We start from the raw sequence: 12,173 nt of genomic DNA on the forward strand, positions 1-12,173 counted from the left end.
CGTTAATTTTACAACGATCCATTCGAATCGTCGCATACACCAGCCATGAAAACTCGTTTCTATTCAACCTTCCTGATTTCAATTCTGTTTTGTTTTATCCTTCCGTTTAGCTTAAAAGCTCAGATTTTAAATGACGCCGAAACGAAAGAACAGGTTATTCATGCGTTAAAGCACATTTATAATTTTGAGTTTAAGGAAGCCGAACCTTACCAGCAACGCATCAAGACCCGTTACCCGGCTCACCCGGTTAACCCGCTGCTTGAAGCCATCCAAACGTTCTGGCAATACATGCCCGTGGTTGAAAATGGCTCTGCTGCCAGTCGGTACCAGTCTTACCTAAATCAGTCATTAGACTTAGCTGAAAAAATGAAGGCGGCTAACAAGCACGACACTGAGGCTACGTTTTTTTTATTGGCGACGCATAGTTACCTCGCCATGCTGGAGTCTGATCGGGGTGAGTTCATGAAAGCCGGGGCCGAAGCCAAACGTACCTACGGTTACATGCGTAAAGGTTTTAAGTTAATGGAGCAAAACCCAGAATTCTACTTTTCAACCGGACTTTACAACTATTACCGGGAGCAGTATCCGCAGGATCATCCCGTGGTGAAACCTATCATGTTCTTTTTTCAGGATGGCAATAAAAACCTGGGTTTAAAGCAGATGGAAACGGGTTATCAAAAGGGAATTTTTACCAAAACCGAAGCAGCCTATTATTTGACTTATGTGTTAATTAAGCACGAGAATAATCCGTTAAAAGCACTAAGTTATTCTACGCCTTTATACAAAGAATATTCAAATAACCCGGTTTATATGACCCGCCATGCCGAAGCCCTAACGCTGGCTGGGCGTTACAACGAAGCGGAACCTCTAGCTCAACAGCTAGCTCAGAAAAAACATTACGTATTTAAAACCGCTGGAGAAGTATTCATTGGATTAATTCTTGAAAAAGCGAAGAAAAATGACGCCGCTGCCCATACCTATTACCAGAAGGCAGTGCTCAATAAAATGAGTGAACAATACACGCAGGATTATCACGCAATGGCCTACTGCGGGCTCGCTCGAATTGCAGAGCGAAATGGCCAAAATAAACAGGCGAAAGATTATTACCAGAAAGCCCAGAAACTGGCAGAGTATAGCAGCACAATTCAGGAAATAAAACGGGCTTTAAAGTAAATTACTTCCCATTGAGACGCGACTTTATCGCGTCTTTTTTTTGATTAATTATTTATTGTTAATTGACAAACTTACTTTATTAGGCAAGCCCAACATTCGTATTTTTAGTCTGGAAGCGATGAAGTCGCGTCGTTACATGGGTTTTAGTGCCGCTGTATTAGGAAAACATCAGGCTGATTTACATCTTCGCATTTCTGTACTCCACCATTGTCCATTTTCATGAAAAAATTATTTACATTGGCCCTATTGGGTCTGTTAGGGCTTTCTGCCTGTCAGAAATCTTCTTATCCCTATTTTGCGAAATCCACTGTTCCTTCTTTTGAACGCAAAAAAGTAAACCTCGCTTCGCCAGGCCAAAATTCAGTTAGTATCGCGGATACAAACCTTCATTCTTCCGCATTAACGGCATCCTTAGCGGAAGGACCTGCCTTACCAGACCATACATTTGAAGAAAAAGTAGTAACTACTCCTTCTTATTTCCAGAAAAAACATCAGCAAAATTTCAAACATAAGTTTGTTACAAAACTGGTCGCAAAAAAGGTTGCGAAAATGCAGGCAAAAGCTCAGCGTACCGCTGAGCGAAAGACGGACCCCATTGCTACCATTGCCACTATTGCGGGGTTAATAGCCCTCTTTGACCTAATTGCCTTTCATACGGGTATTCTGTTTCTTGTAGGTATGCTTCTAGCCATTATTGGGGGATTTGTCGCTCTGAGTAAAATCAACCGGCGTCCGAGAGAATTCGAAGGTCGCGGACTAGCCATTGCCGGGTTGGTACTGGGTTTTCTGGAGTTACTTGTTTTTATTATTATCTTAATAAATGTTGCTGCTAATTCATCATATTAGGTAATACTATCCTTTCATACCTTCTATATTTCTATCCATGAACTTAAACGACCTGACTTATGAAGTTTGTTCTCTATCTATTCTTAGGAGCTTTACTTTTCACTTCATGTCGTAAAGTCACCTACACTCCTTTTTTAAAGTCCAATGCATCATTAACTTCTGCAAACGATCCTCAAAAGTACCTCAGTGTCTACTCAGACTCATCCGCTTTACAAACATCTCTGGTATCAGACCCTAGTATTCCAGGTTACATTGATAAACCGCCTTTACTTAGTCCTAAGGAATTGAATTTTCCTTCAACTCCTCATGAAAGGAATACCTTAGTAACCCCCAAAGTCACCAAAAAAATTAAAAAGCTTCAAGGAAGGGAAGATGACTGGGAAAATTCTCCTAAAATAGAACCTTTGGCTCTATTAAGTTTTTGGTCGTTGATAGTAAGTTCTCTGTTAACCTTACTCACTAAAAATTTGTCTTTTTCGCTTGTGGGCTTTCCGTTATCCATAGTTTTAGGGATTATTTCTTTGATCAGAATCAAAAAGAATCCACGTCGGTATAAAGGAAAAGTGTTCGCCCTTTTAGGAATCATTTATCCGTTTTTTATGGTAGCTCTTAGTTTCGTTCTATACTTTGCTATAGTAAAAATGTTACAAGTGTTATTTTCTTTTAGTTGATTTTAACAATAAAAGCTCGTCCAAATGGACGAGCTTTTATCTAGCAATAAATCATCAACAAATTCTACTCGTTTTTCTTCCGTTCGGCTTCCAGAGCCAGGATGTTTTTATTGGCTACTTTCATTCCTGCAGGCAATTTTTCCAGAATTTTTACCTGAACGTAGTCTTCTCCTTCCCGCTCGATTTCCACTTTTGTTTTGCGTAAAGGAATTTTGGGAGCATTCGGCTGGCTAGTTGCAAAGATGTATAGGCCTTCGCCATCATCCAGAATAGCCGTGCGGGGCAACGTATTGGAACTTTTCTTTTCCGTCGAACCGACTACGCGAGCCCGTACGTTCATATCCGAGAAAATGGTTTCTTTCGTCTGGGGTCTTTTGAAGTTCACGTAGAGGGTAATGGCTCCGTTTTCCGTATCCAGGGCCCGAGCTACGCTCGCTACTTTCCCCTGAACCGCCGGAATGGCCTGACTGGGAAAGGTTAACTCCACGGGCTGTCCTTCCTGAATCATATCGACATCTTTTTCATAGACATATACCTGGGCCTGAAGCTGTTCGGTACTAATAATGTCCACCAGAGGATCCGCTGGATTAGCCAGTTTTCCCAGATTTTGATACACTTTAAAAACAGAACCACTGATGGGAGCCCGAATGATCACCACGGGTGAAATCTCTGCCTTGCGGATATTACTCAAATGATCGGTATTGAAACTCAGTAAACCCAGCTTTGCTTTCAGTGCTTTTTCTTTACCAATAGCAGCATTCAGTTTAGACTCGGTTGCCTGAAAATCCGCCAGCACACCGACGTTACTTTTTTTCAGTTCGGTCTGTCGTTTGAACTCAATTTCCAGGAAGTCGGCTTCGCTTTTAGCAGCGATGTACTGGTTTTGTAGTTCCAGAAATTCCATACTTGTCAGCTTCAGTAAAGGCTGACCTTTTTTGACGAACTGACCTTCCCGAACATAAATCGCATCTACGTGACCTTCTACTTCGCTATGAACTTCTGATTTACTGTCAGGTAATATTTTAATCTTTCCATTCGCGTTAATAACCGGACGAAGCTGGCGGTCTTCAAAACTTACCAACTCTACGTTTACCGATTGCAATTGTTGAAGGGACAGATTCAGCGAATCTGCACTCTTGGCGACTTCCCGTTTACCTTCCCCTTTTTCTTTCGATTCCGCTTCGCTTTCGGAACAACTGGATAAGGATACACTTAATATAGCAAGTGCCAGCAGGGGCAAAAATGTCTTTTTCATTGATTTATTCTCCTTTGAGATATTGAATCGTAATGATCGAATTATTCACGTTATGGATCGCTTCCAGGTGCTCGGCCCGAATGCGGAAGGCTTCCTGTAGGTTTAACAGGAAGTTGTAGTAACCAATGCTTCCGAGACGGTAACTATCCTGAGCGGCCTTGATGATCTCGTTGGCCTGGTTTAGCCCAAATGATTCGTAATAATCCAGAGCTTCGCTGTAAGCCCGGTAGTCGGAAGCAGCTTTGTCGTAAGATCCCCGCAGTTCGTAGCTGTTGAGCGAAATCTGCTGCTGAGCAATTTCAATATCCTTTCTCGCTCCGGCCTGACGTGATTTATACTGCCATTGCCAGAGTGGCACCGTTAAGCCAAACTCCCAGCGATAACGCACATTCGTTTCGCGGTCCCCCTGGTTCATGTACCCAAAAGAAATGCCGGGCAAGGCACGACTCCTTTCAACCTTCAGCATGCTTTCATTGAGCTTTCGATTTTGTTCATAAAAAGCCAGTCGCGGATTTGACGAGAAGGAAGTATCCGCAGCCGAAATGGCCGATCCATAGGTTAGTCGTTTGAAATCCCCTAAAATCACTCGGCTACTATCGGGGGCTAAACCCGTCAGAATCCATAACTGTATCCGGGCTCCCCGCAAGCGGGCTTTCGACTGCTTCAGGTAGATGGCATTCTCCCGGTATTGAGCCTCGGCATTGAGTCGCTCGATTCTGGAAATCTGTCCTACATTCAGCCGAACATCCGTTACTCTCACGAAATTAGCCAGTAAGCTATCCTGCTGCTGGTAATTGGTGATCATCCGATTGTAATACAAAATGTCATTATAAATCGAACGCACCTGATAAGACAAGTCGTTGAAGACTACCCCCTTCTCCGCTTCATTGAGTTTAATCTGTTGACGCTGGGCTTTCCGTTGGTTGGTATAAACTGTAGGAAATTGTAAGTTCTGGAAAAAACCGAGGCGGTAATCCGTACCACTGGGAGCCTGGGTATAAATACGCGGAGCATCCAGATTGAACGTAGCGGGAAGTAACACTCTTTCCTTCTCAATCCGTAAATCCGCCAGACGCGTCTGCGGATTCCCTCGTTTCGTTAATTCTAACGCTTTTTCCAGCGTTAACTCCCGGACATCCTCCACTTCGGGAACTTCCGGTTTCGTCTGAGCGGAGGCGTTAGTAGTCAGGAAAGATGCTCCGATGAGCAGGGCAACTACGGCGGTAGCAGGAATTGCATTATTCTTTACAGACCCGCCTTTTTTTGATTTACCCGCGAAAATGGCGTAAAGAATGGGTAATACGAGTAAGGTCAGAATAGTAGCCGTTAACAATCCACCGATTACCACCGTTGCCAGGGGTTTCTGTACCTCCGAACCTACGCTGGTGGATAAGGCCATGGGCATAAAGCCCAAAGCAGCCACAAACGAAGTCATCAGAATCGGGCGGAAACGTTCCTCAATTCCTTTCATGACCCGCTCGTTCGGATCGTCCATGCCTTCGTCACCCAGGGTATTAAAGTGACTGATCAATAAAATTCCGTTCAATACGGCTACCCCGAACAGAGCAATGAAACCGACCCCCGCCGAGATACTGAAGTTCATGTCGCGTAAAAGCAGCGAGAACACCCCTCCTACGGCTGACAGAGGAACAACGGCATAAATGAGGAAACTATCGCGGAAATTGCGGAAGGTTAAAAAGAGTAATCCGAAGATGACCAGGAGGGCAATTGGAACAACAATGGATAAACGAGCCTTCGCCCGACCAAAGTTTTCAAAGTCCCCTCCGTAGTTAATCTCATACCCTTTGGGCAATTTCACTTTCGCATCCACCTGTTTAATTACATCGTCCACCACCGACTGTAAATCACGACCGCGAACATTGAAGCCGAGGTTAACCACCCGTTTCATGTTCTCGTGAACGATTTCAGAAGGACCAACGCTTTCCGTAATTTTCGCTATTTCACGCAATGGAATCGGGTTATTATTCTGATCGTTAATTAACAGGTTTTCAATATTTTCAGGACGCGTACGGTCTTCTCCCGTCAAGCGAAGCGTTACATCAAAACGGCGGTCGCCTTCATAAACCACCCCTGCGGTTGCTCCGCCAAAAGCCATTTGAATGGCCCGGTTCACCTGCTCAACTTTAATTCCGTGCACAGCCATTCGCTGGCGGTCGTAGTTAATGTTCAGTTGCGGTAAGCCAAACACTTTGCTTCCTTTTACATCAACGGCTCCGTCTACATTCCGAACAATTTGAATGATCTGCTTGGTTTTTGCTACCAGCGTATCTAGGTCCGTTCCGTATAATTGCACCACCACCTGCGTCCGGGCCCCGGAAATCATGTCATTCACCCGGCTTTCAATGGGTTGGGAAATGGCATATAAAGGACCCGGGAACTGAGCCATGTATTCATTAACCTTGATGGCTAACTCCTGCTGATCGTGGGCTTTCGTCCAGTATTTTTTATCTTTTAATTCAACGTACACTTCCTGAGACTCCAGTGGTAATGGATCGACCTTTACCTCAGACGTACCGATTTTAGAAACAATTCCTTCTACTTCATCCGGGAATTCCTTCATGATTCCCTCCTGGAAGATCTGGCTTTGCCGAATGGATTCTGACAACGTTGTTCCCACGGGTAAATCCATATCGACTACCATATCGCCTTCCTGAATCTGAGGCATAAATTCACCACCAATTCTTCCAAAGCCAATGATTCCAGCGGCTAATACCACCAGTGCAAACGCAATAACTACGATCTTATATCGCAGGCCTAAACGGATCACGGGACGTAAACCCTTGAGGAAGAACTGAACAATCTTTTCAGAGAATCCATCGTGATGCACCGACTTGGGTGGACGCAGTAATACCGCACACATCATGGGGACATACGTAACGGCCAGAATCAAGGCTCCGATGATGGCAAAAGCTACCGTTTTAGCCATTGGCGAGAACATTTTCCCTTCAATTCCCTGAAGCGTCAGAATGGGAACGTATACGATCAGAATGATTAATCCCCCGAAAATCACGGATTTTTTTACTTCTGCTGCCGCCGAAATGACCACTTCCTGACGATCCTTATAGGTCATTTTCTTACCCGCAAATTTGCTGAGCGAAAGGGCCAAGAAAAGCACGGCGGACTCGACGACGATAATGGCCGGATCAACTAACAGCCCGAAGTCAATGGCTCCAAGACTCATGACGTTACCCACTACGTCAAATTGTTTCATCCAGATGAAAGCGAAAAGCATCGCTAACGGAATAACCGAAGCCGCTAGTAAACTGGCCCGCCAGTTACCCAGAAACACCAGAATGACAATCATAACGATAACGGCCCCTTCGATCAGGTTTTTAGCTACTGTTGAAATAGCGGCGTTTACCAGTTTCGAGCGATCCAGGAATGGTTCGATGGTTAACCCTGGAGGTAACTCTTTCTGAATTTCAGCGAATCTTTCTTTCAATCGGGTAATTACTTCGTTACCATTCGCCCCTTTCATCATCAGGATTGAGCCACCCACCACTTCGCCTTCGCCATTATTTGACAAGGCACCAAAACGCAGGGCATGACCAAACTCCACATCGGCCACGTCTCTTATTAAAATGGGTACACTCCCATTTTTCTTGATTACGGCATTTTCAATATCCTCCAGCGATTGAGCCAAACCAATGCCTCGGATGGTAAAGGCTTTATTATCTTTTTCGATGTAAGCACCGCCGGTATTGCTGTTGCCTTTGTTCAGAGCTTCGTATAATTCATCTACGCTAACGCCCAGAGCTTTCATGCGATCGGTCTTGATCTGAGCCTGGTATTCTTTGGCGTATCCACCATACCCACTCACGTCAGCTACGCCCGGTAAGCCTAATAACTTGCGACGAACGACCCAATCCTGAATCGTGCGGATTTCGGTAAGTGTGTAAGGACTATTGTTTAAGTCTTTGGGACGAATCACATACTGATAAATCTCACCTAAACCCGTTGAAACCGGTCCCAGGATGGGGGTACCCGCTCCCTCTGGAATCTCGGCCTGCACCTGAGTGAGGCGTTCAAACACCTGCTGACGAGCCCAGTAGATGTCGGTGTCGTCCGTGAAAATGAGTTTGACCACGGAAGAGCCAAATTTGGAATACGAACGAGCTTCCACCAGACCCGGAATATTAGCCATAGCCATTTCCAGCGGGGTCGTAATGTAACGTTCAATTTCAAGCGACGATAAATTAGGGGAGTTCGTAATGACGTCTACCTGTTGGTTGGTAACGTCAGGTACAGCATCAATGGGAAGTGTTTTCAGTGAGTAACCTCCCCAAATCGCCATTACCAGCACGAGAAGACCGATGGTAAACGGACTTCGGACGCTAAATGCAATTAGCTTATCAATCATAGCAGTTTTGGGTCAAACAGCAGCAACAAACCACTGTTTACCGACAGTTTATAGTAGGTAAATAGAGCAATCTTTCAGAGTAAGGATCTGAAATTCAGGAAAGAAATGGTACTACAACTGAGGAGGTGGCGTGTTTAGAATGGCCTCAATAGACTGATAGAAATTGCGGGGAGGGAAATGAAAAGGCTTTAGTAAATACCAGATCCAGAAATTCCGATCGGTATGAGCAGGTAAGGTTGCATCCAGATGTTGTGGATACCATTCGTGATGCGTGTGATGGTCATCCTGAGGGTCCGCCTCGAAGTAGAATTCATCGTCGGAGTCATCACTTTGTAAAGACTTAATTTTGAGGCTACCGGAAGTTTCGTCTGCTTTAATAATCGAAATATTTCTATCTAAAGTACAATTATTTTCTACCCAAATCGGAATCGAAAATGCTGTCTGTACGCATAGAATAAATAAGGTTAAACAAAGCAGTAGTCTCATTATTGTTCTGTCGGCTTAGCCTTCTTTAATGAAATTTCAGTAACAAAACAGTTCAAAGGAATTAAATTTTCATTAGAATTTCAAGAAATGGACCCTAATAAATCCAACTTCCGCCGGAAAAAGCGACGAAGGGTATTATTTTTGATAGAAGTATTACCGCCTGCTTAACGCTGAAACTGTGATTAACAAGGGTATCAAAAAAGGGGAAAGTATGACTTTTCCCCTTCTCAAAAATGTACTAGTTTAGGCTAGGCAGAAGTTAATTCAGTATTGGGTGTGAGATCAATATTCTCGCCGTTGTTTTCCATTCCTGTAAAACGTTGCAGGAATGACAACACCGCTCCGGTATCGGGCAGGCTGTAGCGGGCCAGCGTCTTTTGCTGCCCTACTTTTATGGTCAAAGCCCGATCCGATAAGGCCCGGAACATATCTTCATCGGTACGATCATCGCCAATGGCCATGATGAAATCATAATTACTTTCGGATGCAATGCGGCTGGCTACACTACCTTTATCCACCCCTGCTACCCGTACTTCTACCACTTTATTTCCGTCGATTACCTGTAACTGGTGCCCCGTTAATCCATGAAGCGTGTCAATCAAATCACGAGAACGAGCAAAGCCTAAATCATCGGCCGTATTGCGATAATGCCAGGCCAGCGAATGCGTTTTTTCTTCAACAAAAGTACCTGGACACCGCTGTACCGCCAGATTCATAGCCTGCTGGATATTAGCTCGCCACTCGGGGTGAAAAGCGTCAGGATTCTCCTGCCAGATTCCGTCCGGTTGACGAACGGCTGCTCCGTGTTCGGCCACGAGTTGAATCGCCAATGATCCAAACCAGTTTTCCAGTGTTTTTTTATCCCGGCCACTAATGATCACCACCTGATTTTGGGGCACGGCTGCCAGTTCATTCAGCAACTCCACTACCCGCTCGCTTGGACGGGCCAGTTCCGGGAATTTAGCAAATGGAACGAGCGTTCCGTCGTAATCAAGGAGTAAAAGTCGCTTCTGAGCGTTTTGGTACTTTTCCATAATTTGTTTTCGCAGGGCAACATTTAATATTCTAACCTCCCATTGATGTTGCTGCGATTTCGCGTTGAATAGTTGAGTTAAAAAGTCATCTGCCCATTGGACCACGTCATATTCCCGAATTCGGTTCTGCATCAGACGCATACGTTCGCTCTGGTTTTGCGGGGCCATAGATAAAGCCCGTTCAATGGCCTGAGCCATGCCTTCCCGATCCGTTGGATTGATAAGTAAGGCTTCTCCCAGCTCTGCCGCCGCTCCGGCTACTTCACTGAGAATCAATACACCCTGCTCGTCCTGACGGGTGGCTACAAACTCTTTTGCAACCAGATTCATACCATCCCGAATGGGGGTAATTAAAGCCACATCGCAAGCGGTATAGTAGGCACATAATTGCTCAAAGGAAAGACTACGATACTGATAAACAACGGGTTGCCAGCTCATCGTGGCAAAACGTCCGTTGATACGGCCCGTGTTTTCCTCGATCATCTGTTTCCGTTCTCCGTACGAAGAAATTTCACTCCGTGAAGGAACGACCACCATGACAAAAGAGATGCGTCCGTGCCATTCAGGGTGTCTCTCCAGGAATTTTTCGTACCCTTGTAATCGGTTCAGCACACCTTTGGTGTAATCCAGACGATCTACGGAAAAGAGGAGCTTATTGTCCTGCAATTGCTCTCGAATCTTGTTACGTTCTTCTACTACCTCAGGGAGCGTATAAGCCGAGTTAAATCGTTCGTAGTCAATACTAATGGGAAAGAGATCAACCTTTACCGGACGGTTTCCTACCTGAATGGAACGCAGCTTACTTTCGCTACCAATGAGCCGGTGTACTGATTTTTCGAAATGCTGTACGTAATCGTTCGTGTGAAAACCGATTAAATCCGAGCCGAGCATCCCATTCAGTAACTCCTTCCCGCCAGGGGCCGGGTAACATCCGATAAATTTCGAAGGACGGAAAAGGGATATGCAGAAAAAATCCTATGGTTGCTTCGGGACGACGGCTCCGAACTAATTTAGGTAATAACATCAAGTGGTAGTCGTGAATCCATAGAACGTCACCAGGTTGATAGAGTTCAGCTAAACGATCGGCGAAAACTTCATTGGCTTGTTGGTAAGCCTGCCAATCAGAATCTTTATAGGTCGCAAAGGTTGGGAAGTAATGAAATAAAGGCCAGATCGTTGAATTGGACAGACCATTATAGAAGCCATCGTTTACTTCATTATCCAGCCAGAGAGGAGCAATTTTAAATGTACCTGTCGACTGCTTCGTCTCGTTGAATTCTTCCCATAACTCTGGAGAAAAATCGGCGTTTCCTACCCATATTACTTCTTCAGGATTGAAGGAAGACCGATCCTGAGCTTGTAAATAACTTTTCAGGGCGGTGGCGAGTCCTCCTGCACTTTCCAGTAACTGCACACCGGATTCCTGACGCAAGAGTTGAATAGGTAGCCTATTCGATACAATGATAAGTCGTTTCATATTTTCAAATGCGGATTGAGTTCCAAGGCTACACGACCATTTAATGCCCACTCCGCAGGCATATTGGGAAAAAATGAGGAATACTTTCCTAATTTTTAAAGGTATGGTTGTATCCTTTTAAAGAGTTAGTTACATGAGATAACCTGTCTAATCGAGTCATTCCATACATCCTTCAAGAATGTCGTTCCACCCGGTTGACAAGGTTATTTATTAAATGCTCTGGCATGCATCTTAGCCAGGCTAATTCATTCAGATCAGGCATTTCTAATCTGGAGCGAAGAAGAAACTATCAAGCTATTCCTTCCATAATCAGCAGATACAGGATACCTGCTACTAAGGTAATAACGCCTAATAAGGGCGAGCTTTCAGATGTGGGAAGCAGACGTAAATGGCGTATTTTACGACGGCGAAGCCTAGACCAGGCTAATACATGAATCGGTTCAACTATCATGGTGTACTGGTTTGGTGCTATTAACAAATTTACGTCCCAAGCCTTAGCCTCACCTTAATGAATCCTTAAAAAGTACTTAACTGTGGAGTTTTGGAGGTTTTTAAGCGTTGAGTTACTATCTAAGTTCTTGGTATATGACATAAAACCCCGGGTTGTATCTTCCATTTCAAAACATCCGACGCTCTTTCGGATTTGTAATCCGAAAGCCCTCTGTAAGGGATTTATAATCCCTACCGCCTTTTACCCAGATGCAACTTCATCGCGTCTCTACGTGAATGATCGCCTGTTATTGGGAATTGTAAACTCAAAAACTCCGCACCTGGTTGGTGTCCCCACCAACCTCTATACTTTTAGTAATGGCTGGTGAAGACACCAGCCAGGGCGGGAGAGTTATTATCC

Annotated in this window: 10 protein-coding genes; 4 read left to right on the forward strand and 6 right to left on the reverse strand. The window is 44.7% G+C overall.

Translation table 11 applies throughout. The features are described 5' to 3' along the window. The first annotated feature begins 45 nt into the window (after positions 1-45). Genes QE390_RS02395 through QE390_RS02410 form a run of 4 tightly spaced genes read left to right on the forward strand, consistent with a single transcriptional unit; the run spans position 46 to position 2,690 of the window. Entirely contained in the window at positions 46-1,173 is a 1,128-nt protein-coding gene (locus QE390_RS02395) for a lipopolysaccharide assembly protein LapB (RefSeq protein WP_307140943.1), read from the forward strand. A gap of 40 nt (positions 1,174-1,213) precedes the next feature. After that, on the forward strand, positions 1,214-1,396 hold the full coding sequence (locus QE390_RS02400) for a hypothetical protein (protein ID WP_307140944.1): 183 nt from the start codon (positions 1,214-1,216) through the stop codon (positions 1,394-1,396). Continuing rightward, positions 1,393-2,019: a DUF4190 domain-containing protein gene (locus QE390_RS02405; RefSeq protein WP_307140945.1), complete on the forward strand. Its 627-nt coding sequence runs from the start codon at positions 1,393-1,395 to the stop codon at positions 2,017-2,019. The genes QE390_RS02400 and QE390_RS02405 overlap by 4 nt, the downstream gene beginning before the upstream one ends. 59 nt (positions 2,020-2,078) lie before the next feature. Next, the gene (locus QE390_RS02410) at positions 2,079-2,690 is read left to right on the forward strand and encodes a DUF4190 domain-containing protein (RefSeq protein WP_307140946.1); all 612 of its coding nucleotides are present in this window, start codon (positions 2,079-2,081) and stop codon (positions 2,688-2,690) included. Between the two features lie 64 nt (positions 2,691-2,754). On the opposite strand, the gene QE390_RS02415 is transcribed toward QE390_RS02410, so the two are convergent. The 6 genes from QE390_RS02415 to QE390_RS02440 all read right to left on the reverse strand — a co-directional run bounded on the left by QE390_RS02415 (position 2,755) and on the right by QE390_RS02440 (position 11,774). Next, a complete protein-coding gene (locus QE390_RS02415; RefSeq protein WP_307140947.1) occupies positions 2,755-3,945 on the reverse strand; it encodes an efflux RND transporter periplasmic adaptor subunit in 1,191 nt (396 codons plus the stop codon). Between the two features lie 4 nt (positions 3,946-3,949). Beyond that, positions 3,950-8,326, reverse strand: a complete 4,377-nt coding sequence (locus QE390_RS02420; protein ID WP_307140948.1) for a CusA/CzcA family heavy metal efflux RND transporter — start codon at positions 8,324-8,326, stop codon at positions 3,950-3,952. 111 nt (positions 8,327-8,437) lie between these two features. Next, entirely contained in the window at positions 8,438-8,812 is a 375-nt protein-coding gene (locus QE390_RS02425; protein WP_307140949.1) for a hypothetical protein, read from the reverse strand. Between the two features lie 248 nt (positions 8,813-9,060). After that, on the reverse strand, positions 9,061-10,737 hold the full coding sequence (locus QE390_RS02430; protein WP_307140950.1) for a bifunctional alpha,alpha-trehalose-phosphate synthase (UDP-forming)/trehalose-phosphatase: 1,677 nt from the start codon (positions 10,735-10,737) through the stop codon (positions 9,061-9,063). Beyond that, positions 10,655-11,323: a trehalose-6-phosphate synthase gene (locus tag QE390_RS02435; protein WP_307140951.1), complete on the reverse strand. Its 669-nt coding sequence runs from the start codon at positions 11,321-11,323 to the stop codon at positions 10,655-10,657. Before QE390_RS02435 ends, QE390_RS02430 begins: the two co-directional genes overlap by 83 nt. Positions 11,324-11,612: 289 nt before the next feature. Beyond that, entirely contained in the window at positions 11,613-11,774 is a 162-nt protein-coding gene (locus tag QE390_RS02440; RefSeq protein WP_157830199.1) for a hypothetical protein, read from the reverse strand. Positions 11,775-12,173 lie beyond the last annotated feature (399 nt).

It is taken from the genome of Siphonobacter sp. SORGH_AS_1065 (assembly GCF_030818595.1).
Classification (GTDB): Bacteria; Bacteroidota; Bacteroidia; order Cytophagales; family Spirosomataceae; genus Siphonobacter.

Excerpts from the sequence above, each read along its gene's own strand:
- QE390_RS02435 (WP_307140951.1), bottom strand. The coding sequence starts at position 11,323 with ATGAAACGACTTATCATTGTATCGAATAGGCTACCTATTCAACTCTTG.
- QE390_RS02430 (WP_307140950.1), bottom strand. The coding sequence starts at position 10,737 with ATGCTCGGCTCGGATTTAATCGGTTTTCACACGAACGATTACGTACAG.
- QE390_RS02440 (WP_157830199.1), bottom strand. The coding sequence starts at position 11,774 with ATGATAGTTGAACCGATTCATGTATTAGCCTGGTCTAGGCTTCGCCGT.
- QE390_RS02395 (WP_307140943.1), top strand. The coding sequence starts at position 46 with ATGAAAACTCGTTTCTATTCAACCTTCCTGATTTCAATTCTGTTTTGT.
- QE390_RS02420 (WP_307140948.1), bottom strand. The coding sequence starts at position 8,326 with ATGATTGATAAGCTAATTGCATTTAGCGTCCGAAGTCCGTTTACCATC.
- QE390_RS02410 (WP_307140946.1), top strand. The coding sequence starts at position 2,079 with ATGAAGTTTGTTCTCTATCTATTCTTAGGAGCTTTACTTTTCACTTCA.
- QE390_RS02405 (WP_307140945.1), top strand. The coding sequence starts at position 1,393 with ATGAAAAAATTATTTACATTGGCCCTATTGGGTCTGTTAGGGCTTTCT.
- QE390_RS02425 (WP_307140949.1), bottom strand. The coding sequence starts at position 8,812 with ATGAGACTACTGCTTTGTTTAACCTTATTTATTCTATGCGTACAGACA.
- QE390_RS02415 (WP_307140947.1), bottom strand. The coding sequence starts at position 3,945 with ATGAAAAAGACATTTTTGCCCCTGCTGGCACTTGCTATATTAAGTGTA.